At 32.0% G+C, this 25,400-nt stretch carries 21 protein-coding genes and 1 pseudogene; 14 read left to right on the forward strand and 8 right to left on the reverse strand.

Annotation, left to right across the window (positions count from 1 at the left end; all coding sequences use genetic code 11):
* Positions 1-63: 63 nt before the first annotated feature.
* The 4 genes from G7A72_RS03290 to G7A72_RS16515 are packed head-to-tail and all read left to right on the forward strand — an operon-like array spanning position 64 to position 4,154.
* Positions 64-471: a hypothetical protein gene (locus tag G7A72_RS03290; RefSeq protein ID WP_165151418.1), complete on the forward strand. Its 408-nt coding sequence runs from the start codon at positions 64-66 to the stop codon at positions 469-471.
* The gene (locus G7A72_RS03295) at positions 471-1,613 is read left to right on the forward strand and encodes a phage portal protein (protein WP_165151419.1); all 1,143 of its coding nucleotides are present in this window, start codon (positions 471-473) and stop codon (positions 1,611-1,613) included. Before G7A72_RS03290 ends, G7A72_RS03295 begins: the two co-directional genes overlap by 1 nt.
* A complete protein-coding gene (locus G7A72_RS03300; protein WP_165151420.1) occupies positions 1,606-2,127 on the forward strand; it encodes a hypothetical protein in 522 nt (173 codons plus the stop codon). The genes G7A72_RS03295 and G7A72_RS03300 overlap by 8 nt, the downstream gene beginning before the upstream one ends.
* Positions 2,127-4,154 carry a hypothetical protein gene (locus G7A72_RS16515; protein ID WP_206531531.1) on the forward strand — a complete coding sequence of 676 codons (2,028 nt, stop codon included), beginning with the start codon at positions 2,127-2,129 and terminating at the stop codon, positions 4,152-4,154. Before G7A72_RS03300 ends, G7A72_RS16515 begins: the two co-directional genes overlap by 1 nt.
* 120 nt (positions 4,155-4,274) lie before the next feature.
* Here G7A72_RS16515 and istB read toward each other — a convergent pair whose 3' ends face one another.
* Positions 4,275-5,012, reverse strand: coding sequence for an IS21-like element helper ATPase IstB (gene istB, locus G7A72_RS03310; RefSeq protein WP_113667236.1), 738 nt, complete (start codon positions 5,010-5,012; stop codon positions 4,275-4,277).
* A 17-nt stretch (positions 5,013-5,029) separates the two neighbouring features.
* Positions 5,030-6,577, reverse strand: coding sequence for an IS21 family transposase (gene istA, locus G7A72_RS03315; RefSeq protein ID WP_165151421.1), 1,548 nt, complete (start codon positions 6,575-6,577; stop codon positions 5,030-5,032).
* Between the two features lie 60 nt (positions 6,578-6,637).
* On the opposite strand from istA, the gene G7A72_RS03320 reads away from it, so the two are divergent.
* The 4 genes from G7A72_RS03320 (at position 6,638) to G7A72_RS03335 (ending at position 9,148) form a co-directional block, all read left to right on the forward strand.
* Positions 6,638-6,784 (forward strand): hypothetical protein, encoded by a 147-nt coding sequence (locus G7A72_RS03320; protein WP_165151422.1) that lies wholly within the window; start codon positions 6,638-6,640, stop codon positions 6,782-6,784.
* A gap of 25 nt (positions 6,785-6,809) precedes the next feature.
* On the forward strand, positions 6,810-6,959 hold the full coding sequence (locus tag G7A72_RS03325) for a hypothetical protein (RefSeq protein WP_165151423.1): 150 nt from the start codon (positions 6,810-6,812) through the stop codon (positions 6,957-6,959).
* Positions 6,960-8,139: 1,180 nt separating this feature from the next.
* Complete coding sequence (locus tag G7A72_RS03330) at positions 8,140-8,508, forward strand: LPD29 domain-containing protein (protein WP_165151424.1); 369 nt, start codon at positions 8,140-8,142, stop codon at positions 8,506-8,508.
* A gap of 88 nt (positions 8,509-8,596) precedes the next feature.
* Positions 8,597-9,148 carry a tyrosine-type recombinase/integrase gene (locus G7A72_RS03335; protein WP_165151425.1) on the forward strand — a complete coding sequence of 184 codons (552 nt, stop codon included), beginning with the start codon at positions 8,597-8,599 and terminating at the stop codon, positions 9,146-9,148.
* Between the two features lie 106 nt (positions 9,149-9,254).
* On the opposite strand, the gene G7A72_RS03340 is transcribed toward G7A72_RS03335, so the two are convergent.
* The 5 genes and pseudogenes from G7A72_RS03340 to G7A72_RS03360 all read right to left on the reverse strand — a co-directional run.
* The gene (locus G7A72_RS03340; protein ID WP_165151426.1) at positions 9,255-10,280 is read right to left on the reverse strand and encodes a type I restriction enzyme HsdR N-terminal domain-containing protein; all 1,026 of its coding nucleotides are present in this window, start codon (positions 10,278-10,280) and stop codon (positions 9,255-9,257) included.
* A 72-nt stretch (positions 10,281-10,352) separates the two neighbouring features.
* The gene (locus G7A72_RS03345; RefSeq protein WP_165151427.1) at positions 10,353-11,003 is read right to left on the reverse strand and encodes a DUF4468 domain-containing protein; all 651 of its coding nucleotides are present in this window, start codon (positions 11,001-11,003) and stop codon (positions 10,353-10,355) included.
* 202 nt (positions 11,004-11,205) lie between these two features.
* Positions 11,206-11,694, reverse strand: a complete 489-nt coding sequence (locus G7A72_RS03350; RefSeq protein ID WP_165151428.1) for a hypothetical protein — start codon at positions 11,692-11,694, stop codon at positions 11,206-11,208.
* Between the two features lie 59 nt (positions 11,695-11,753).
* Positions 11,754-13,562 carry a recombinase family protein gene (locus tag G7A72_RS03355; RefSeq protein ID WP_165151429.1) on the reverse strand — a complete coding sequence of 603 codons (1,809 nt, stop codon included), beginning with the start codon at positions 13,560-13,562 and terminating at the stop codon, positions 11,754-11,756.
* A gap of 55 nt (positions 13,563-13,617) precedes the next feature.
* Positions 13,618-14,271, reverse strand: a pseudogene (locus tag G7A72_RS03360) (magnesium chelatase domain-containing protein); the annotation flags it as partial.
* Positions 14,272-14,505: 234 nt separating this feature from the next.
* Here G7A72_RS03360 and G7A72_RS03365 point away from each other — a divergent pair.
* The 4 genes from G7A72_RS03365 (at position 14,506) to G7A72_RS03380 (ending at position 20,901) form a co-directional block, all read left to right on the forward strand.
* Positions 14,506-17,496: an amidohydrolase family protein gene (locus G7A72_RS03365; protein WP_165151430.1), complete on the forward strand. Its 2,991-nt coding sequence runs from the start codon at positions 14,506-14,508 to the stop codon at positions 17,494-17,496.
* A 65-nt stretch (positions 17,497-17,561) separates the two neighbouring features.
* Positions 17,562-18,869: an amidohydrolase family protein gene (locus G7A72_RS03370; protein WP_165151431.1), complete on the forward strand. Its 1,308-nt coding sequence runs from the start codon at positions 17,562-17,564 to the stop codon at positions 18,867-18,869.
* Positions 18,870-18,878: 9 nt separating this feature from the next.
* Positions 18,879-19,256, forward strand: a complete 378-nt coding sequence (locus G7A72_RS03375) for a PH domain-containing protein (protein ID WP_113665535.1) — start codon at positions 18,879-18,881, stop codon at positions 19,254-19,256.
* Between the two features lie 328 nt (positions 19,257-19,584).
* Positions 19,585-20,901 carry an ammonium transporter gene (locus G7A72_RS03380; protein ID WP_165151432.1) on the forward strand — a complete coding sequence of 439 codons (1,317 nt, stop codon included), beginning with the start codon at positions 19,585-19,587 and terminating at the stop codon, positions 20,899-20,901.
* Between the two features lie 246 nt (positions 20,902-21,147).
* Here G7A72_RS03380 and G7A72_RS03385 read toward each other — a convergent pair whose 3' ends face one another.
* Positions 21,148-22,995 carry a CocE/NonD family hydrolase gene (locus G7A72_RS03385; RefSeq protein ID WP_165151433.1) on the reverse strand — a complete coding sequence of 616 codons (1,848 nt, stop codon included), beginning with the start codon at positions 22,993-22,995 and terminating at the stop codon, positions 21,148-21,150.
* A 511-nt stretch (positions 22,996-23,506) separates the two neighbouring features.
* Between G7A72_RS03385 and G7A72_RS03390 the strand changes: the two genes are divergently transcribed.
* Both G7A72_RS03390 and G7A72_RS03395 read left to right on the forward strand, forming a co-directional pair.
* A complete protein-coding gene (locus G7A72_RS03390; RefSeq protein WP_165151434.1) occupies positions 23,507-24,979 on the forward strand; it encodes a sodium:solute symporter in 1,473 nt (490 codons plus the stop codon).
* Positions 24,960-25,394: a GNAT family N-acetyltransferase gene (locus G7A72_RS03395; protein ID WP_165151435.1), complete on the forward strand. Its 435-nt coding sequence runs from the start codon at positions 24,960-24,962 to the stop codon at positions 25,392-25,394. Before G7A72_RS03390 ends, G7A72_RS03395 begins: the two co-directional genes overlap by 20 nt.
* The last annotated feature ends 6 nt before the right edge of the window (positions 25,395-25,400 follow it).

Below are 25,400 nucleotides of genomic sequence, written 5' to 3' on the forward strand. Positions count from 1 at the left end.
TAATTAAAGGTAGATAGTGATAAAAGCTATCTACCTTTTTTTATATAAAAAAAACAAGAAATTATGAACAAACAAAGATTAGAACAAATATTGAATATACCATTTTCAGAATTGGTTTCAAATAGCGAATTACAAACTGAATTAACTGATTATTATAAATTTATCTATAATGTAAAAGTATGTACAAGCTGTAAAAATAAATTTCCAACATATTATAAAAAATTAGTTGAAAATGGTGTTGAAAAACTAACAGCAAAAACTGAAAGTAATTTTAAATTACGAGATAACATAGGTGTACTTCAAATCAATTTTGGTGATGGTAATTTCATTAGCCAAACATACGCACCAGATGATTTATGTATTGGTTTTTTAAAAGACAATCCAGCTAGAATTTCATTATTTGAAAAGTATCCAGAAAACTGGATGGAATTAATCCAAAAAAATAACGAAAATGAAACTGAAAATGAATAATGAAAATAAAATTAGTAGATGTTGATAATAGACTTTCAATAAAATACAATAAATCTGAAGATGTTTATAATTGGGGTGCTGATAATTGTTACCCACAATTAATAAAATCATTAATTAATTCTAGCGTAACAGCTAAACAATGTGTTGATTTAAACGCAAAATATATCTATGGTAAGGGTTTTGATTTTACTTCAAATATAGTTGATAAAAATACCCTTATCATCAATAAAAGAGGTATAAATATAAATCAGTTACTAAGAATAGTTTCACGTGAATTTTCAGAACAAAACAATCTTTTCTTACATATCAATTTTAATGCACTTTATGAAATTATTTCAGTTGATTTATTAACATCAGAAGATGTAAGAATTGGTAAAAGTGATTCAACTGGATATAGTGGAAAATTCATTGTTTACGATAATTGGTCGAAAGATAAAGGTAAAAAAATCGAGAAAAAAGATTTCAATATAATTGATAAATACAACCCATTACCAGCCGTAATTGAAGCACAAGTTGAAGCTGCTGGTGGTTGGAATAAATACAAAGGTCAAGTATTACATATAAATTCAGATTTTGGTGAATTATATTCTTTAAGTGATATTGATTCAGTTATTTATGATGCAAATGCAGAACATAGAACTGGTCTTTTTAAAAATGAGTTATTAACCAAAGGGTATACGGGGTCAAAGTTTATATTAACAAAACCAATGGACTATGCTGAAACTGAAGCTTTTGGTAAAACACTTGAAAAACTGCAAGGTGTTGATAATATTGGGATGGTACATTTTCAAGTATCTGAAGAAAGTGATGTATTAGCAAATGAACTTTCTGTATTAGATATCGCATCAAATTTGGACGATAAAATGTTTGTTCAAACAGAAATATCATCAGCAAAAAACATTCGTAAGGCGTTTGGTGTTCCATCGATTTTAATCGAAGATGGTGACAACTCAATTTTTGGGAACTCTGGGGAACTCGTTAGGGTTTCCCAACAAATGCATTGGGAAAACAAAGAAGAGGAACGCAATATTATTTGTGATGCTTTTCAAATGTTATTTTCAAAATTCCATAAACAAATAAATCCATCAAATGATTGGAACATAACACCGATAATTCAAAAACCAGAACCAACAAATGAATAATATATTAACATCAACTGAAATTAAGAATTATAAAGATATTGGTAATAAAATTGATGAATCAAAAATTAACCCAATTATTGAACAAGCGCAATTAACTGAATTAAAATCAGTATTAGGAGACCGTTTTTATTTTGATTTATTAAACAATCTAGCAACAACAAAATACCAACCATTATTGGATGGTTGCAGCTTTACATATTGTGGTATAACATACCAGCACGATGGAATTAAAGCACTTTTAAGTGATTATTTTATGTCAAAGTATGTCTTACAGGTTAATACCAATTTTACACCATTCGGTGCAACAAATAAAGTACCACAAGATGGTGAAATTGCTGATAGAAATTCTTTAAAAGATATAGCAACACAACAATTACAATTGGCTGGTGCAAGATGGGAAATTATTAAGATGTATTTGAATGCAAGTACATTAATATTTCCAGAATGGCAAAATAACACAGGTTCAGAATCAAATATAGTTGGTGAAAGAACATTTAGATTTAGAAAAATATAATGCAAATAATTCAAAATATAGACGGAAAAACATTTAAATTAAATGGTGTAAAATTTATTAAAATATTTACCATTATAAAAAATGGAACAACAAATATTTCAATCCATAATTCATACGATACTAAACAACAAATATTATCATCAAGACATTTTAGTCAAATATCAGTTGATGGTGTAGTACATACATCAGCAAATGCTTTAATTGATGCACTAGTTATTATTTTATTTGCAAAAAATGCTGGTTTAGACAACTATAAAGAGCTTATTGTGTTGAATGGTCAACCAAATCAAACAAATTTAATCGAAGGTCAAAACAATGGTACAACAAGTTTTTTACTAGGTAAAGATGGTGATTTATTAGCTAGTAGTTATGAAGTATATGGTGGTTTAAATTCACAATTTTTAAAAGCTGATGGTTCAACGGATTCAACACAATATTTAACTTCAAGTAAAATAAATGGAACTAGCGGAAAGATACCAAAATTTGATAATAATGGTGGTGTTGTTAATAGTCAAATCGAAGATTCAGCAAACCACGTTATTATTGGTGGTAATGGAACTTATAGTGAAAAACTTGAAGTAAATGGAAATGTTAAAGCAAATTCATTTATTGGTAATGCTACTTCAGCAACTAAGTTAAATACAACTAGAACAATAAATGGTGTTGCATTTGATGGTACTGCAAATATAACTATTCCAGGAACTGATACAACACCACGTATAGCAACAAGTGAAAAAGGTGTTGCAAATGGTGTTGCAACATTAGATGCAAATGCATTAGTACCATCAACACAATTACCTAGTTATGTTGATGATGTATTAGAATATGCAAATTTTGCTTCATTTCCAGCAATTGGAACTACTGGAAAAATATATGTTGCAATAGATAATAACAAAACATATAGATGGAGTGGTTCAGTATATGTTTTTATATCAAGCGGTGCTGTTGATTCAGTAGCTGGAAAAACGGGTGTTGTTACATTAACTAAGTATGATGTAGGTTTAAGCGAAGTTGTAAATTCTTCGGATTTGGATAAACCAGTTTCAACTGCAACACAAAATGCATTGAATTTAAAAGCAAATTTGGCTTCACCAACTTTTACAGGAAATGTTAGTGGAATTTCAAAAGCAATGGTTGGATTATCAAATGTTGATAATACAGCTGATTCAACTAAATCAGTAAATTATGCTGGTTCAGCTGGTTCAGCAACTAATGCTAATTATGCACTGAATGCTGGTTTATTATTAAATAATGCACCTAGTTCAACTGGTGGTGTAAACACCATTGTACAGCGTGATAGTAGTGGTTACATATTCAACAATTATTTTAATACAACTGCTGGTGGTACAGAAAGAAACGCATCTGGTATGGGTTATTTTGCTGGTTTTAATTCAACTGATACTTACATTAGAAGTTATACACCAGCTGCTGTTGCTGCTGCAATCAGTGGTCAAATAATGAATATTAACGGAAATTCAAATTACTCAACAACTGCAAATTATGCAAATAGTGCTGGTTCAGCACCAGCATCTGATGTATATCCTTGGGCAAAAGCAGCTTCAAAGCCAAGTTATACAAAATCTGAAATTGGTTTATCAGCTGTTGATAATACATCTGATGCATCAAAATCTGTTAATTATGCTAATACTGCTGGTTCAGCACCAGCAAACGGTGGTAAAGCTGATGGGGCAATTAAATTTTGGTCTACTACTCACCCAGATGCTTTTTATTTAGAGAACAATTGGACTGGTTCTCATTGGTTTATAACTTCTAATCACGGGAATGCAGTAAGAGTTGGTTATTCTGATTCAACTGGTTCGGTTGCTTGGGCAAATGTTACTGGTAAACCAACGATTGGACAAGTTACCAGTGTTAACGGTCAAGTAGGTGCTGTTGTATTAAATAAAACTGATTTTGGTTTAAACCTTGTTGATAATACATCTGATGCGAGTAAATCAGTTGGTTATGCAGCAAGTGCTGGTATAACTGCAAATTCCAGTGATATTGACCACCCAATTCCAATTTAAAGTGAGCACCTGATTCCAATTCAAAATGACCACCTAATTCCGGAGCAAAATGACCACCCCATTTTTCATTAAAAACTACTCTTTTTCATCTGTTAATTAGTATTCAAATATACTTAAATATTAGCCTTTGTTTATCCCTCTTTTTTTTCTCATGGATTCTCCATGTAATTCGAGTCGATGAGATTGATGAATCAGTCTATCCAAAATGGCATCAGCTATGGTTTTTTCTCCAATGATGTCATACCAGCCTTGCACTGGGATTTGTGAGGTTACAATAATAGAACCGTTATTATGCCTGTCTTCAATGATCTCTAAAAGGGTAATTCGGTTACTGCTATCCAAAGCTTGGAGTCCAAAATCGTCTAATATAATAACATCTTGCCGTTCTATTTTGGCCAATTCTCTCAGGTAAGAACCATCTGCTTTGGCCATTTTTAATTTAGCAAACAGCTTCGAAGTATTAAAATAACTTACTTTAAAACCTTGGATACAGGCTTGATAACCCAATGCTGTGCCTAAATAACTTTTGCCTACACCAGTGCTTCCCGTTATTAAAATGTTTTCATTTTTTTCGACAAATTCACATTCTGCCAGACGCAGTATGGTATTTCGATCCAGATTACGGGTTTGGTCAAAATTGATACTTTCAATATTTGATTTGTAATGGAATCGGGCGTTGGTGATACTGCGGGCAATACGCCGATTGTGCCTTTCATCCCATTCGGCATCAATAAGCATCGATACAAACTGATCGAGCGTGTAATGGTCTGTTTTTCCGCTTTCAATGGCTGTTTTAAAAGCATTGTGCATGCCGTAAAGCTTCATTTGTTTCATTTTTGTTACTGTGGATTCATTCATGATTACTGTGTTTTAATTTAATTATAATACTGTTTTCCTCTTATGTTAGCGTGAATTGGAAGTTCCTGCTCAGGTTCTTGTTCAAATTCGATATGATCTAAGTTGTTTTCTAAAATATTTTGAATGGTCTTAAAATTGTAAATTTTAAAATCAAGTGCCCGCTTACAGGCATTTATTAATCGCTCTTTCCCTACCTTTTTCTCGAAGTTTAATATTCCCAAACAACTTTTATAAGCCTGTTCAGGATGGTTTCTACTTTCAATTATTTGCATAATATATTCTGCTACTGACTCGTCAATACTACTGGCCCAATCAATGAAGCGGGCAGCACTCCACTGAGCTACAAATTGATGCGTGCTAGCCATATGTTCCGGGATTGTGGTATAGATATAAGGTTTGTAATTCCTTGGATGGATGGCTATTCGATTGTATTTGTGATAGATCTCTACCGTTGATTTGGTATACAATAGTTTCGCTTTTTTCTTGACATATTGATACGGAACGCTATAGTAATTTTTGTCCTGACTTAATTGAACATGCCCATTTTGCATTACTGTTGCAAAGGATTGGTATTTGATTTCAAAACGTTCTTGTGGTAATGGACTTAGTTTTTGTTGCTCATCTTCTAAAAATAATTCTATCCGAGAGTACGGACGTCCTGTGAGTTTTCGACTGTTATGAGCATCCAATAAATCCCATATTTGCTGGTTTAATTCTTCCAGAGAAAAGAATTTAGTTTCTTTTAGATTTACATAAATCCTTCGATACAAGATCTTAACAGCTCCTTCAACCAATGATTTGTCTCGGGGTTTATAAGCCCTAGCAGGCAAGATTGTAGTTTGGTAATGTTCGGCTAAATCAGCTAAGGTTTCATTAATTGTGGGTTCAAAACGACTGCTTTTTATTACTGCAGATTTTAAATTATCGGGAACAATTGCCGCAGGAGTACCTTCAAAAAAACGCATAGCATTTTCTACCGAAGTAACAAAATCTTCTTTTTGTTGGCTCATGGAAGCTTCGGCATAGGTGTATTGACTGGCTCCTAATATGGCTACAAAAAATTGTACTTCTTTAATTTCTCCCGTGTCTTTATCAATGATGGAGAGTGTTTTTCCAGCATAATCCACATACATTTTATCACCCGCTTTGTGATTCATGTGCATCACTGGATTGACTCGTTTGCTCCATGTTTTATAATGATGTCCAAATTGCGAGCTTCGGTAACCATTAGGATTTAGGGCAATATATTGCTCCCACATGTGCTGTATGGTAACGCCAACTTTTTTTAGTTCGCGTTCCATTTTAGGAAAAAAATCATAAAGAATCTGCAGTTTGGGACTGATTGATTCCACGGTAGTGTGTGAAAACAAAAGTTCTAACTCAGCATCTGTTTTTTCGTTAATTACTTCAAAACTTAATCCTAGCACTTCAAATAAAGAAATATACTTCTTTACTGTATTTCTAGAAAGAGATAAGTACTTACTTATGAATAACTTACTTTTCCCGTTACAGTAGAATTTAATTGCTTTTCTAATTTTACTCATGTCTGTTATTTTGTTTGCCATAATCCGTATTTTTTTAACGAATGTATGGTGCTAACAACATGAAAAAGTTAGTAGTTTTTAATGTCCAATTTTAGCCCAAAATCAGGTGGTCAATTTGGACTGGAAAATGGTGGTCAGTTTGCTCCGAAACTGGTGGTCAATTTGAACTGGAATAGGGTGGTCAATTTGACTGGTTTTTCCAATCAACACCTAACAACACAAAAATAACAAAAGAGAATAAAATACAATAGAAATGAAAAAAAATGAAATATGTCCATTAGTTGAAGCAGCTTGCTGTATTAGTGCAAATGGAAAAGGGTATAATATAGATAAAGATTTTAATGGATGGTTAAAAATATACATCAATGATAAAATAAATAAAGAAAATAAAAAGCAACAATAGAATGACCAGATACCAACTATTAAAAAAGAATGAAGCAATAAATTATAAGTATGTGAAAAATGGAATACTATCTTTTATGATACTAAGAGATATTGAAATATATGAAAGCTTTGTTAACCTACAAGATACAATAATAAAAGAAATGAAATATATAGTACTATCGGAACAATACGACCTATCAACAGACAGAATCAAACAAATCGTATATAATATGCAAACACTTATCAAATAGTAATTTAATTTTTGTCCAAGAAAAAAACCTAACCTTTAAGTAAATTTGAAATTTGATAAGGAAACTTTGAATTTACTCAATCAAATAAAAAAAATAAAATTTGTTTTTTAATCGATTTAAAAGCTACTTAAAAACAAGAGTGTTGTATCTTTGGAAATGGAATTTAAGTTTTTAATGAAGAAATTTCTTCATAGTTTACAACCAGCATACACTTTTTTGAGTGTATCTGTATTTAACTTATATTTGTAGAATAAGCTTTTAATGAAGTCTAGCATTCATTAAAAACAAAAACCGAAACGTGGGGTTTCGGTTCGAGTTGCTAGAAATGTTCTTATTTTCTAACTTATTTCAACACAATGGAAAAAAACTTTTTATTACTCATTGGGTTGGTAAACGCTATACAGTTTTTACCACCAACGATTAAAGAGATTAGGAAACTAGTCTTGGTGTTCATCAAAAAACGCTAATCCCGTTTTAAATCCCGCTAGAACTTTTTTGTGGTTCTGGTGGGTTTTTTGTTGTACAAATATAAACAAAAGTTTAATTAGTTAGAACAAAAGTTTCCTTTTGTTGATTATTTTTAAACATTAAATTTAATCATCACTCATATTTATTACGCCTTTATTAAAAGTATATGTTCAAAAACATAGCCAAACCACGTAAAAAAGTTGAAATCTGGAAAAATTGATAACTAGCATCTTTTTCTTACTTTATTTTAACTTATCATTACTAATTCAGCTTTTCAATCTAAATAACCATCATAATAAAAATGTTCACTACCAACATTTGTGAACATTAAATAAAAATCCTAGTGTTTACGGTACTTAACAAGGGTATAAAATATCAACAGTAAAAATAATGTTCATTTACTTAATATAATAGTTGTAAATGAACATTTTATTTATATCTTTGTAACAGCAATAAAGCGAAACACTAAATCAAATCACAATGGCTTACATCAAAACAGAAACAGTAAAAGGAATGAGAAACGAAATCAAAAACTTATTCCCAGCAAAACAAGGTTGGAAATTCAGTATTACTTGTATTAACTATTCAACAGTAAGATGTGCAATCCTTGCAGCACCAATTGAATTAAGAATGGATTTAACACGTTCACACGAATCAGTTAATAACTATTACATTGAATCACATTATGAAGCTAATCCAGCAGCTAAAGAAGTATTAACAAAAATCAATAGTGTGTTGAATCAAGATAATTATAATAATTCTGATGCAATGGTTGATTACTTTGATGTTGGTCATTATATATCATTATCAGTTGGTGAATGGAATAAACCATTTCAAGTGATACAATAACACATATAAAAAAATTTATTATTAAATGTTCATTTACAGTTGTGGGTGAACATTTTTTAATTTACATTTGTATCAAATAATAATTACTATGGGCAAACAAGGAACAACAACAACAGCTGATTATATTGATTATGATAGAGTAATGAATGTTGCTAATAAACTAATCAAAGAACCTAAAACAAAACTAATTGGTACTTATCTTATCATTGCAGTTAATACTGGATTACGTTCTGGTGATATACTATCATTAACGTATGAGGACCTACAAGGTGATAAGTTAACCATTACGGAACAAAAGACCAATAAGAATAAAATCATTGCTTTAAATGATTCTATTAAAGCTATCATTCCAGCATCAGCAACTGGTTCACCATTCATAACAAATAAAGGTTCAGTTATAACCAACCAACATTTGAATCGTTTACTTAAAGATGTGTTTGCTAAGGAATCAAAAACACTTAACATATCATCACATTCATTTCGTAAATCATTTGGTAGACGTGTATATACAAATAATGGTGAATCAGAAAATGCTTTGGTATATTTATCTGAACTTTATAATCATACATCAGTTGCAGTAACACGTGTGTATTTAGGAATAAGACAAGAAGAGTTAAACAATATCTATTTAAATTTATAACGCATTTTAAAGCGTTCTAAGCAACGATAATTTAAATGAAGTGTTAGGTGTTATAAAACAGATAAGGTATCTATATAGATACCTTATTTTGTTGATAGATATGTGTTTATTCTATTAGTGCTAATGTTCTCGTAACTAATTTATCTTTATATTTCATTAGGTCATCAATGTGGTCAAGTACGTAATCAGTATTATCAATTGACAATTTCATTTTAGAGTTGTTGAAATCTAACTTACAAATAGTTTTCTTGCTGTTATCATCAATGCTAATATTGAAAAAAGATTTGAAATCCTTAAACTTTATTCTTTCTTTATCAATCTTTTTATTCTGGATAATTAAGGTTCTTATTGTGTGATATGCTTGTATTTCTAAATCTGTTGTAATAATACCTAATGAATTTGAATTTGCTTCAGCTAATACTTTCTTATCATAGATATTTTTTAACAATGATGAATTAATAAGGCTTATCATTTTCAATTGTGTTTCTTCATTAAACTTTGTTTTAAAATTCATATTTCTATGTATTATTTTAAGTAAGTCTTTTGATGGTACTACTAATTCTTTAAATAATGTATCTTCGAAATCTTGAATAAATACAGCTTCTTGTGCTGTTTCAACTATTTCTTTAATCTTGATAAATCGCTTATCAAACTTAATAAGTGTTTCAATATCCCTATCGGTATAGCTGCTTAGATTGAAGCAAAAGAATGGCTTACCATCAATCACATTTGGCTCTAATACATCAGAATAAAAACGGTATGAAATACCATTTGTTAGAATAGCTATCTTAGAATTCTTGGTATTATTGAAGTACCCATTTAATTGTCCAGCTTCTTTGTCTGTCAAGCGGCTGTTATGTTTTTTAGCCTCTATTAATATAGTATCTTTTTTATTTAGTACAACAGCATAATCAATTTTTTGGCTGATACGGTCACCAAAGTCTGCATTGTATTCTGGTATCAAATCATTCGAAACATAGTTTAACAAAAAGAAAAAAGGTTCAATTAAAAACTTTCTTGTCTGGGCTTCATTGCTACATAACTCTATTGCATCGTTTAACTTAAAGTTATCTAGCGTTTTCTTTAGTTGTAATATCGCTTGTTTAGGTATAACAGTTGGTGTTGCTATCATAATTTAATTAGTTTTAATTGCAGTTATTAAAATGTAATATTTTTATTCTTAATTGATTACAAATATTAAACGTTACCAACCATCATTTGTTGGTGTTGTAATAGATTTATTAATTGATTCCATTGTTTTTTTCATATCAGCAATTAAAGAAACACCCATTTCATCAAATGCTTGTTTAGTTGTTGCATTAACCGTTGCACGTTTAGTTGCACCTATTAAACCCATTTTAAGTAATGAATCCATTCTATTATTATAAGCTAATATAGAATCATCAGATGAACCATTAAAATTTAGACATTGATAAGCAACATCATCCAAATTATAAGGTAATGCTGGAATTGCTGGTGAATAATCAATTATTCTGTATGTGATTCGATATTTATTATCTTTAACATTAACTTCAATCAGATGGTTTAACGATAAAGGGTTATAACTTGGTATTGAATTACTTTTTGGATATAAAATTTTATATGTGTTCTTGTAGATAGTTTGATTAATTCCTTTTACTACAATATTACCAGCTTCAGCATCTGATAATTGAGTTACTGATTTACCAGAATTATAATTGATACTTATCCATTTATTTATGGCTGAAAATATTTCAGCTTTAGATTTACCAGCAACTTCAAATACACCAGTTAGTGCTTTATCTTCAGTTGTGTATGTTTGACAATAACTCGCAGTACCTAACATCAGTACTAGCACCACTAGGAATTTTTTCATTTTATATTATTTTTAAAGTTACAGAAACAAATATAGATTAAATTAGTAATATAAGTATTATAAAAACAAATATATTTTTATAAGCATCAATCCAAATAAGACGTTTTAAGTGATGATAATTTAAATGTAGTGTTATGTATTGTAAAACAGAAAAGGCATCAATTTTGATACCTTATTTTGTTTCTTGATGTATGATGATGTATTATTTCTTTAACCCAATCATATATGATTTTAATGCATTAACTGAAAGTGTTCTTTTTTTACCAGCTGGTGTTTTTGGTAACATTATTGTTGATGTGATAACTTCACCCTTTGTACCAACAACTAAGTTATCAGCATTAAGTGAATACTTTGGTTTACCATTAACTATTAATGCAACAGCTTCTTCACATTTTGTTTGTGTTAAACTAAAATAACCATCTTTTACATTTGCATCGTGTGGTAATGGTGCATCTTTTTTTGTTACATCATAATCTACATTATAATGTTTTTCAAATTCTTTTATTTCAGCTTTATGTTTTGTATCCAAATCTTTTAAATCAGATTTGATTTTATTGCTTAAATCTTTTCTTGCTTGGTCTACTTCAAATGATAGCTTATAATCTTCAATTTCTTTTTCAGCTGCTGCTTGGTGTTGTGCTTTTATCTTTGCAATTTGTGCTGCAATTTTTTCTTCTTGTTCAGTTACCATAATGTATTATTTTAAGTTTGTTTATTTTATGATGTGATGCAAATATTAGTAAAAATATTTTACATTTCCAAATTAAGTTTAATATAATTTAACGGTTCACCAACAACATATTCTTTTGATATGATTTCATTTTTGACTGTTAATAAATCATCTTCAAGCGTTATTTTTGGTGGTGGGTAATATGGATACACTGGTTTATTTACATAGTATGCACCTTTAATATTTCTTGTTACTGTTTTATCCAAGATAAGATATTTATAATCTTTGTACATTGGTATTGTTGGTTGGTTATCAAGTTTAATAAGCGATGTATAGTCTTTGAAATAATTTTTTATTGTCACTTTAAGTATAGTATATTTAACACTATGTTCTATTATATTTATTTCATCAACAAAAATATTAATATATTTTTTAAGTAATTCTTTTGATGATTCAATCTTATCAAGGTTATCATTTATAACTGATTCAATGTTCGTTTGTTTATCACTTATAAGTAGTTTATTAGATTCAATCCTTGTCTTTTCTTGTTCGATTTTATTTAAATCACCTTCAAGTTTTTTTATCTTTTTACCAGTAGATTCAATTAATGTTAAAACACTACCACTTGTTAATTTACCAACAGAATTAAGTATTGCAACATTTTCATTTATTCTTTCTTGTATTTCTTTTTCACGTGCAACTAAATTATTTAATTGGTGATTCATTTCAACCAAATATTCATCTGGATTTATTTCATTTATCTTGGTTGATAATGCTGGTAAATCTTTTTTTATTAAGGACCAAACAGCACTATCAACTAAATTCATTGGTAAAGATTTTTTTGATGTACAAGGTGTTGTATCACCTCGGCTTGTACATCTATAAGAATTTTTATTTCCAGTTGGTGTTGTTCTATAATTTCCAGATAATTTACGACCACAAGAAGGACAAGTTAATATTTTTGATAGTAGTGTTATGTGTTTTGTTTCTTTATCTGAATTGATAACATTTGATTTTAATTTTAAATGCACTTTATCAAATGTTTCTTTATCAATTATTGTTGGATATTTTATTAGTGTGTTACTAATTAAATATTCATCTTCATTAGTAACAATTCCAAACTTTGGATTTTTCCTTTTATTGTTGGTTGTTTTCAAGCCAGTGTAACCTTCTTCTTTTAGTAGCTTGTTAACGTTTCTTTTTGAATGTGTATATGGGTGAAATCCTCTTTTGATACATTCAAGGCTAATTGTTTTGATTGATGGGTTTAATATAAGTGGGTTGTTTGTGGTATTTAATCCGTTCAAGTACCAATTGAATATTGTTTTTACAATTTCACTTTGTTCTTTATTTATTACAAGTGTATTCTTTTTATTATCTAATCGTAATCTATCATAACCAAAAAGTAATTTACCACTTATTGATAATCCTTGTTGCATTAGGTCCTTTCTACTACGAATAAAACGTTCTTTCTTTTGTTTGATTTCACTTTCAGCTATCATACCATAAAGTGTGAATGTCATTTCACTTATTTGTGAAATTTTACCATCATCATCAAGCAATTTAAAAGATAAATCTTTAATATATATTTGTATTTGTTTGGCTAAACAATGTTCTTTTATTTGGTGCAGTATTGATTGTCTTCTACCAATTCTGGAAATTTCGGTGGTCATTATACAACTGTATTCTGGATTTTCTTGGATAAATTTGAACATTGCATTTGTTCCTACTTTTTCAGATAAATCAGCGAATGCAGTTTCTTTTGTTTCAATTATTTTAAATTGTGTATAACCTAAACTTTCACCATATTTGGTTAAGTCATATATTTGAGCGTTATAATCTTGTTCAATCGTACTTACACGAACCAGTAATATTGCACTTCTTTTCATTACCTTTTGTTTTTTACAAAGATAAATAAAAAAGTCTGTCTGTGTACGTCATTTATATAATATTATGTCCTCCGGCAGCGGCAATTTCCATGCAACGCTTGATGCTTTCTTGTCCCTTGACATCGCTAAAATCGAATTCAGGAAAATCTAATGTTTTATAAAATTCGGCTCGCGTGTCTATTGTTGTTGGTTCCAGCGTCCCTTTTCCTTCAAGGAAATCAATTACTTCCTGCACATTTTCAATTCCATATACATCTAATCCTGCAACAATTGCGGCTTCTTTTACATTTTGCTTTGGAAGAAAAAAACCTTTAAAACCTTCTTCTTTGGCTTTAATGGCAATAGGTAAAGCACCTCGTATCGGTTGAAGACTGCCATCAAGGGAAAGTTCTCCCATAATGATGTATTTATCAACGTCCTCGGCATTGATTTGCCCGGAAGCTACCAGAATTCCGATGGTTAAAGTCAGGTCATAGGCAGAGCCTTCTTTGCGCAAATCAGCGGGAGCCATATTGATGGTGATTTTTTTACCTGGCATGGCGTAGCCATTATTTTTGAGTGCTGCTGCAATACGGTAACTGCTTTCTTTAATGGCATTATCCGGCAAGCCAACTAAATGATAACCAATCCCTTTATCAATATTTACCTCAACAGTAATCGTTGTGGCTTCGACTCCAAAAACTGCACTTCCAAAAACTTTAACTAGCATCTGTTTTTATTTGATTCTAAAATTAGAGAAAACTTTTCTTATTATTATTATAAATCCTACACAAATTCCAATAAAATAGTGAATAACCAAAATTTCATCAAAAAATACTTCAAATATTACATATTACAGTCCGATATGATACATTTTTCGCAAAAACAAAATGTTAAAATTAAAAAAATTGAGGGTATACTATTAGCATTTTTCTACTTTTAGAAAATAATTAGAAACCTTACTATGAAAAAAATCTTACTTCTGTTATTTTTCAGTTTTTTACTGCCAAAAACTTATGCACAGGAATACTTTCCTAACAATGAAAGTGTTCAAAACAAAACCAGCAATTTTACCGCATTTACCAATGCAAAAATCTATGTGACACCAACACAAGTTGTTGAAAAAGGTACTTTACTGATACAAAACGGAAAAGTAATTGGCGTTGGAACTAATATTTCAATTCCTAAAAACTGTACCACAATCAACTTAGAAGGAAGGTCCATTTATCCCTCTTTTATTGATATTTACACCAGTTTTGGAATCGAAAAACCAAAAGGAATTACCGAAAGAAACCCTTTATATGATACTAAAAGATCTGGTTTTTATTGGAATGAGAGCATCCGTTCAGAATTGAATGCCTACGAAGCATTTAAATACGACCAACCTAAAGCCGAAGAATTATTGAAAGCTGGATTTGGTGTTGTGGGAACGCATATTCCAGACGGAATTGCTCGTGGATCAGGAACTTTAATCGCTTTGAATAACTTTGAAAAAAAGAATCAATTACTTTCTGATAAAGTGACCAATCATTTTGCTTTTACTAAAAGTGTTACCACAAATCAATCCTATCCAAGTTCATTAATGGGAATGATGGCATTGTTACGTCAAATGTATTATGATTTAGACTGGTACAAAAAAGGAAATTCAGTAACCAAAGATTTGTCATTAGAAGCCATGGCAAATAATGAAAAGTTAGTTCAAATATTTGCTTCTGAAGACAAATTAAACAGTTTAAGAGCGACCAAAATTGCAAAGGAATTTGGTTTAAATTATGTTTTAAAAGGAAACGGAAACGAATTTGAACGCATTGAGGAAATCAAAAAAACGAATGCGAAATTTATTATTCCAATCAATTTCCCTGAAGCCTATGATGTTTCTGATCCGAACCAAGCGAACCAAATGGAATTGAAAGATTTGCGTTTTTGGAACCAAGCGCCGACCAACCTTAAAGTTTTATCGGATAATGGAATTGTTTTCGCATTGACAACTGACAAGTTAAAGAAGATGGAAGATTTTAGACCCAATCTGTTAAGAGCCATCAAATATGGTTTTGATAAAACAAAAGCGTTAGAAGCATTGACTACCATTCCTGCTGCTCTTTTAGGAAAAAGCAATGAAATGGGAACTTTGAAAACAGAAAGTTTAGCCAACTTTGTAATTACATCGGGAGAGATTTTTGAAGAAAAAACAGTGTTGTACGAAAACTGGGTTCAAGGAAACAAATTTGTTGTCAACGACATTGCAACGAAGGACATTCGTGGAAATTATGATTTGACCATTAATACCGAAAAATATAAATGGAAAATTGATGGGGAGATTACTGCACCAAAATCAGAAATCACAACAGTAGATTCTAAAAAAATCAAGTCAAAACTGACGATGACCAATAATTGGATTTCGACTGTAATCAAACCTAATGATTCTACTAAAACGAGCTTCACCAGATTAATTGGATACATCGAAGAGACACAAAATTTATCTGGAAAAGCAGTTTTATTCAATGGTACTGAAGTGAAATGGTCAGCAGTGAAAACGGCTCCATTTGTAAAAGCGATTGATTCTTCTAAAATTGAAAAAAACAACATGATTATCCCAACAACATTTCCAAATGTTGCTTTTGGTAACCTGAAGAAACCTACCGCAGAAACAATACTTTTTAAAAATGCTACCGTTTGGACCAATGAAAAAGACGGTATTTTAGAAGAAACAGACGTATTGGTGAAAAACGGAAAAATCGCATCCATCGGGAAAAATATTTCTGACGCATCTGCAACAATTGTTGATGCTAAAGGAAAACATTTGACCAGCGGAATTATTGATGAACATTCACATATCGCCATTTCAAACGGTGTAAATGAAGGCGGACACAATTCAAGTGCCGAAGTTACGATACAAGATGTAGTGAATTCTGAAGACATTAATATCTATAGAGATTTAGCTGGTGGAGTTACAACATCTCAATTATTGCACGGTTCTGCTAATCCTATTGGTGGACGTTCTGCAATTGTAAAATGGAAATGGGGAGCTCCTGCAGAGGAAATGTTATACAAAAACCAACCCGGATTCATCAAATTCGCTTTAGGTGAAAATGTTAAACAATCTAATTGGGGTAACGTAAACCCTACTCGTTTTCCACAAACCAGAATGGGAGTTGAACAAGTTTTTACTGATTATTTCCAACGTGCAAAAGAATATGACTTAGCTTGGAAAGCATACAATGCTAGTGGTAAAAAAGCAAAAGGAAATGCACCAAGAGTAGACTTAGAGTTACAAACATTAGCCGAAATATTAAACAAAGAACGTTTCATTTCATGCCATTCTTATGTTCAATCTGAAATTTTGATGCTGATGAACGTAGCTGAAAAATTTGATTTTAGAGTTAATACCTACACTCATATTCTTGAAGGTTATAAAGTTGCCGATAAAATGAAAGAACACGGCGTTGGAGCTTCTACTTTCTCGGATTGGTGGGCTTATAAATTTGAAGTGAATGATGCCATTCCTTTCAACGGACCAATTATGCATAATGCAGGAATTGTAGTTGCCTACAACTCTGATGATGCTGAGATGTCTAGAAGATTGAATCAAGAAGCGGCTAAAGCAGTAAAATATGGTAATGTTTCAGAAGAAGATGCATGGAAATTTGTGACATTGAATCCTGCTAAATTATTGCATATAGATGATAAAGTAGGAAGTATCAAAGTGGGCAAAGATGCGGATATCGTATTATGGAATGCAAATCCTTTATCTATTTATGCCAAAGCTGAAAAAACATTAATTGAAGGTGTTGTGTATTATGATGCTAAAAAAGATGAAGCGCAAAGAGTAGCAATCGCTAAAGAAAGAAGTGAACTAATAGGTCAGTTATTACAAGAAAAAAATAAAGGAATGACCACACAAGAACCTAAAAAAACGGAAAAGAAAGAATATCATTGCGATACTTTAGAAGAATAATCCAATGCATCTAAATTTCAAAAACCGTGCTTTTGTAATAAAGCAATTCTAAAAAACCTATAATCATGAATAGTAAAAAAATATATCTTTTAATATTGGCCTTTAGTATCTCAATACTATCTCAGGCACAACAAACACCAGCCGCAAAGCAATCAAAATCTGTTTTAATCCTTAATGCTACAGCACACTTGGGTAATGGTGAAGTGATTGAGAACAGCGCCATCGGATTTGTAGACGGGAAAATCACTTTGGTTGCAGATGCGAGAGTAATACGCTTAGCTGCGGGTGCCTATGACATGACAATTGATGCCAGCGGAAAACATATATATCCGGGATTTATTGCACCTAACTCTACATTAGGCTTGGTAGAGATAGATGCCGTAAAGTCCTCCGATGACGAAGATGAAATTGGAGCAATGAATCCAAATGTAAGAAGTATTGTTGCTTACACAGCCGATTCTAAAGTAATTGAAACAGTAAGACCAAACGGTATTTTGATGGCTCAAATAACACCTAGAGGCGGAGTGATTTCTGGATCTTCCTCAATTGTTCAGCTGGATGCTTGGCATTGGAAAGATGCAATTATAAAAGAAAATGATGGAATTCACATCAATTTCCCATCCACCTTTAAAAGAAGTGGATGGTGGGCAGAACCAGGAAATATAGAAGCTAATAAGGACTATGCTAAACAAGTTTTAGAATTATCTGGATTTTTATCTAATGCAAAAGCGTATTTAGGCGATAGTTCAAAAGAGAGAAATTTAGTTTTAGAATCTACAAAAGGTCTATATGACGGAAGTCTAACGCTGTTTGTTCATGCCAATGAAGAAAAACAAATAATCGATGCGGTGCAATTTGCCAAAGAAAATGGTATTAAAAAAATGGTCATTGTTGGCGGGTATGAAGCGTATAAAACTGCTGAATTATTACAAAAAAATAATATTGGCGTACTGCTTAAACGCGTGCATGATATGCCAGAGAATGATGATCATGATATTGATTTACCATACAAAGCAGCCAAATTATTAACCGATAAAGGTGTCCTTGTAGGTTTAGAAAATAGCGGTGCCCATGAAAGAATGAATACCAGAAATTTACCATTTTTAGCGGGAACATGTGCTGCCTACGGAATGGAAAAAGAAAAAGCGTTACAACTAATTACATCAAATACTGCTAAAATATTAGGAATTGATGCGCAATGTGGTACCTTAGAGCAAGGAAAAGATGCTACATTATTCATTTCCGAAGGCGATGCTTTAGATATGAGAACCAATAAATTGACTAATGCCTTTATACAAGGGAGAATGATTAGTTTGGAAACACATCAAACTAAGCTTAATGACCGATATAAAACAAAATACAATCAAAAATAAATTAATACAATGGGACTATTTAATGCCATTTTAGGCAATGCATCTGAAGTGAATATTGAAAATGTTTCGAATGAATTTGAGCCTATCTTAATAGATGGAGAAAAAATCGAAAAAGCGTATAAGCTTATTCGGGATATGTTTATTTTCACCAATAAAAGACTGATTTTAGTCGAAAAACAATTGGTTGGAAGTAAAGTTGATTATATGTCTATTCCCTATTCCAGTATTAAGAAATTCTCTAAAGAAAGTGCCGGAATATTAGATTTGGATGCCGAATTAAAAATTTGGTTAAACCACGATAATAATCCAATTATCAAACAATTTGGTAAAGGAGGAAACAACATCAATGAGGTTTATAAAATATTGAGCCAACATACATTGAAATAAATACATCATTTATAATTTAAAGGCACTAATTGCAATCCATGCAATTAGTGCCTTTTTTAGTTTAATCTCTTTTGTCTTTACAAAAGACGGCGACAAATCAGAATAGGATTCTTAATTTTTTGTAGAAAAGGCGGTTTTAGATATCAAAACATAATATTCCTTTAACCTAATTTTAACAAATTACAAATTTTAACTTCAAATTATAATATACCCACAATAAAAAGGGGTGTGCATTGTTTAAATCGTAAAAATAAAACATTCAATTACTTTTATAAAGGGGGTTGTTGATGATTTTTATATTTTTATCGAAATTTAAAACTAAAAAACAATGAGAAAAATTATTTTAAGTGTGATATTAATCACAATCTTGGTATTTACCCTTTTTTCAAATTATTTTCTAACAGATAGCCCTGCACCCGCAGAAGCTGTAAAATTTGACACTGGCGATACCGCTTGGATGATTGTTGCTACAGCACTTGTATTAATCATGACTCCTGGTTTAGGTTTCTTTTATGGTGGGATGGTAGGTAAAAAAAATGTCATCAGTACCATGCTTCAAAGTTTTATGGCCATGATAATTGTAACCGTTTTATGGGTTGTTATCGCTTTTGGATTATCATTTGGCCCAACAATTGGCGGCGTTATAGGAAATCCTATCCCGAATTTATTCTTTCAAGGTGTAGGTACTAATACATCATGGAGTCTTGCTCCAACAATCCCTTTTATGTTATTTGCATTGTTTCAAGCAAAATTTGCCATAATTACCCCAGCTTTAATTACGGGTGCTTTTGCTGAGAGAATTCGTTTTTGGGCTTACTTACTATTTATGGTTTTATTTATATTACTAGTTTATACACCATTAGCACACATGACTTGGCACCCAGATGGTATTTTCTTTAAAATGGGGGTATTGGATTTCGCAGGTGGAACAGTCGTTCACATGAGTGCTGGATGGGCTGCACTTGCAGGAGCCATTTTTCTTGGAAAAAGAAAAGCACAAAAACCTAATCCTGCCCGTATCACTTATGTATTATTAGGAACTGGTTTATTATGGTTTGGATGGTTTGGTTTTAATGCTGGATCAGCTTTAGGATCTAACGGCCTAGCGGTTCAAGCGCTGGGTACTACAACTGTTGCAGCTGCCGCAGCTGGAATGGCTTGGGTATTTCTTGACAAAATTCTTGGTCACAAACTTTCTGCAATGGGAGCTTGTATCGGTGTTGTAGTAGGTTTAGTGGCTATTACTCCTGCTGCAGGATTTGTGAGTATTCCACACGGAATGTTCATAGGAGCTTTTGCCAGTATCGTTAGTAATTTAGTGGTTAGAAGTTTCCACAAATTAAAAATTGATGATGCTTTAGACGTATTTGCTTGCCATGGTGTGGGCGGAATGGTTGGAATGCTTTTAACTGGAGTTTTTGCTTCAAAATCGATCAACTCCATTGTTGGTGATAATCAAGGTCTAATTTTTGGAGACGCTACATTATTTATCAATCAATTAACTGCTTTAGTAGTTGTTTCCATATTTGCTTTTGTAGGTTCCTATTTCCTTTTCTTTATTGTAAACAAAATTACTCCACTTCGTGTAAGTGAAGAAAAAGAAGAATTAGGTTTAGATATTTCTCAACATGGTGAATTTTTGTAAATCATCTTAAAATAAATTAACTCTCTGCACTTCAGAGAGTTTTTTTTTGCTCTGCAGTCACTCAAAGAAGGATGATTCTATGCAGTCTGTCCAATTATCTTTAGACAAGAAAGAACATATTTAAAAACATTTTTTGCAAGACTACTTCTAGTTAATATCCTTTAAAAACAAAATCCCAATCTTTAAAAAAGATTGGGATTTTGTTTTTAAATATAATCGAATGCTTTTATTAAGCAAAAGGATTATCTATTTTAAAATTGTAAACTCAATTTTTGAATCATTATAAATTCTATGAGTTTGCTTTTGAAAATCTTCTGGTTTAGCATAAAAAATATTTTCTACAAATGTTTGTGGATTCAAATCAATAAACGGGAACCACGTACTTTGAACCTGAATTTGGATTTTATGTCCTTTTTTGAATGTATGAAAAACATCTTGTAACTTAATATTTACATGTGTTTTCTCATTAGCAACAAATGCTTCCGGTTTTGAGAAACTGTTTCTGAAACGTCCTCTCATCACTTCACTTCTTACCATCATGTGATAATTACTCATCTTCAAATAAGGAGCAACATCTTTGGTCTCTGGCTCATCATTAGGGAAAACGTCAACTACTTTTACAATCCAGTCCGCATCTGTTCCTGTAGTTGAAACTTGTAATTTGGCTAATATTTCTCCTGCTAATGTCGTATCATCACTCAATACTTCTGTTTCAAAAACAATCACATCCGGACGTCTCGCGGCAAAACGCTGATCATCCGTCATATATTTCCTTGGTGTAAGACCGGCTTGTTTGATATCTTCAGAATAAGGAACCGGTTTCTTAGGATCACTTATAAATTCTTCAAAAGAAATATTTCGCTTCGCCATTTTTGTCAATTGATTTCCTTGCAAAAAGAAATCTTGTTTTTCAGTATTTTGAGGAGGCCAAGTTTCATAGGTCTTCCACTCTTTTCTTCCAGTATCAAAAACATAGGCTTCTGGTAATTTATTTTCACCTTTAGCGTTATTCTTTAAGAAATGACGAAAGAAATTAGCTTCTATATTTTTTTGATAATAACCTGAAATACTGTCTCCAAAATTAATATTACCAATCACTTGTTTTGCTGAATTTCTAGCCCAATCACCATGGCTCCATGGTCCCATAACGATAGTGTTGTAGTTCTTACTACTCTTTTCTATCGTACTATACGTATTCAAAGGTCCATATAAATCTTCAGCATCAAACCAACCGCCAACGGTCATTACAGCTGGTTTGATATTATTCAAATGTTGTAAAATTCCACGTTTTTGCCAAAAATCATCATAACTGGAATGGTCTTTCAGCTGTTGCCAAAACTCATCATCTTTACCATAATATTTATCTAGATTCGATAATGACCCTGCATCCAAGAAAAACTGATAATCGTCATTTGTACCCGTATTCGTAAATTTATACCAAGGTTCCGTAGTTCGCTTTGTTTTTTGAGGACCAAATAATGGCGTCACTTTCCAATAGCTCAACAAATAGGCTCCATTATGATGAAAATCATCAAAAAAGAAATCAGCAATACACGCTTGAGGTGAAACCGCTTTCAAAGCTGGATGATTGCTCAACAAAGAATACGTAGCGTAAAATCCGGGATATGAAATTCCCCAAGTTCCAACATTTCCGTTGTTATTAGCTACATTTTTGACCAACCAATCTATCGTATCATACGTATCCGAGGCTTCATCGGTAGCTGCCTTTCCTTTTTTATTTGGAATAAAACCTCGCATATTATCGTATAATCCATCACTCATGAACCTGCCACGAACATCTTGATAGACCACAATATATCCTTCTTTCATCATGGTTTCGCTAGGAGAAATACTTCTTTTGAGCTGACCTTCTCCATAAGGACCAGAATTATAAGGCGTTCTTTGCATTATAATCGGATATTTTTTAGAAACATCTTTGGGGGTGTAAATAGAAGTAAATAATTCTGCACCATCGCGCATCTTTATATGCACTTCTTTTTTAGTGTAATTTTCCGAAACATAATTGGCTTTATTGTCTTGGGCAAACAGAACTGCGCCAATAAAAAAAAGAGAAATACTAAGTAGTTTTTTCATGAATTTTTTGAATTAAAATAGTTTTTAAAGATAAAAAATCTCACTGATTATAGTATCCTTATTCCAACTTTTTTAAAATTCATATATCGACTTTGACAAGATGAAAAAGTAGCAATTGACGCTGTTTATAATAGCTCATTATTCAATGCTTTCACACCAATAATTCATTCATTTGTGTATTCAAATTAGCAACTTTTTCTACCAGATAATCCTTTGTCTTTGCCTTGAATTATTTACAAAAGAAACCCATAAAAAGATCGTTTTTCCTTACAAAAAGTACATTTCACCCATTTTAAGAGCTATTTTCAGATAATTTGCCTTATATTTGTAAAATACCAAATTATTTTTTGTGGTTTTTAAAGTCTCTTTTTGTGCACTTTTAACCCAAAATTAAGATCCCTTATTTCAGAAAAAAATTCTGAAAAAATCATCTTTTTTTGCAGTTTACTGCACCTTTTGCCTTTTGGAAAAATTCCATTTACAGGCTATTAAATAATCGAAAATTAATAATATGCACATAATAGATTATGCAATCTTTATTGTTTATATGTTGGCCATGTTAGGCGTTGGTGTTTACTTTTTTAACAAAAATAAAACCGCTGAAGATTTTTACGTAAGTGGCAGAAATATGAGTAGCTGGCACATTGGCTTATCAGTTGTTGCCACTGATGTTGGTGGTGGATTCTCAATAGGATTGGGTGGACTTGGTTTTACAATGGGAATATCAGGTTCATGGATGCTGTTCACCGGACTGCTGGGCGCATGGTTGAGTGCCGTTTTTCTTATTCCAAAAGTAAGCGCATTAGGACACAAATACAAGTTTTTTACTTTCCCGCAAATATTTGATCATTTTTATAATGCTAAAGTTGCGCTGCTGGCCGGAATTATTTCAGCTATTGGATACATCGGATTTACGAGTTCTCAGGTTTTGGCAGGAGCCAAATTAGCTTCGGCAACCATAAAAGGACTTGATTTACAAACTGCGCTGATAGTCATGGGTCTTATCGCAGTAATTTACACCGCTATTGGAGGACTAAAAGCGGTCATTTATACCGATACGATCCAATGGTTAGTCTTGATTGGAGGATTGGTTTTCATAGGAATTCCTATTGCCTACACTGCCGTGGGAGGTTATGATGCGATCAAAACTAGCTTAGCACCTGAATATTTATCGCTGACCAATGTGAAGTGGTATCAGATTCTAAACTGGTCCATAACCATTATTCCTATTTGGTTTGTAGGAATGACTTTATACCAACGAATTTATGCCAGCAAGGGTGAAAAAGAAGCTAAAAAAGCTTGGCTGATTGCAGGCGTTTTTGAATGGCCGATAATGGCATTCATGGGAGTAATCCTGGGAATGCTGGCTAAAGTGGCTGCTAACAAAGGAATGTTTAATGGCATTACTGATGCAGCCAATATGGACAGCGAAATGGGATTGCCTATTTTATTGGCCACAATACTTCCTGTAGGATTAATGGGATTGATGCTTTCCTCCTATTTTTCGGCTATACTTTCAACTGCGGACAGTTGCTTGATGGCGGCTTCTGGAAATATTGTCACTGATATTATTGCTAAGTTTTCTAAAAAAGAATTGAGTCATAAAAAGGAGCTAAGACTCTCACAAGTAGTCACCTTAATGGTTGGTTTTCTTGCTATTTTAATTGCGTCCCAAATGCAAAATGTATTAGAACTGATGCTTTACTCCTATGCTTTCATGGTTTCAGGACTATTTGTTCCAGTAATAGGCGCTTTGTTTTGGAAAAAAAGCCATCCAACAGCAGCTTTTTGGAGCATGCTTTTTGGCGGTGCAACCACGATTCTATTAATTGTTTCGGAGAATAAACTCCCTTTGGGATTAAAACTGCCGGAACACTTAGACGCTAATCTTTACGGAATAAGTGTTTCACTTATTTTATTCATCACAATATCACTTTATCACTATAACAAAAAAGACAGACAAAATGGAATTCAAACAAATTAATGACACTACCGGAGAAGATACAATATATACCAATCAAATTATAGCACTCTTCCTTTATACGCATTTAGAACAATATGGCGACACTATTGAAGACATTCAAAAATGTATTGATTATGTCATGAATCCTGCCAAAGGAGGAAACATTGTTGTGGGAATCGAGGAACAGAAAATCGTGGGTGTTGTGATCTTGAACAACACAGGAATGAAAGATTTTATTCCCGAAAATATTTTGGTATACATTGCCGTGGACAACAGTCAACGTGGAAAAGGATTTGGAAAACAGTTGATGCAAGAAGCCATATCAATTGCCGAAGGAAATATAGCATTGCATGTTGAACCGGATAATCCTGCCAAAAAACTATATGAAAGTTTAGGTTTTACCAATAAATATCTGGAAATGCGCCTCATCAAATAATCCAAA

Source organism: Flavobacterium sp. Sr18 (assembly GCF_011064265.1).
In the GTDB taxonomy this organism is placed as follows: Bacteria; Bacteroidota; Bacteroidia; order Flavobacteriales; family Flavobacteriaceae; genus Flavobacterium; species Flavobacterium petrolei.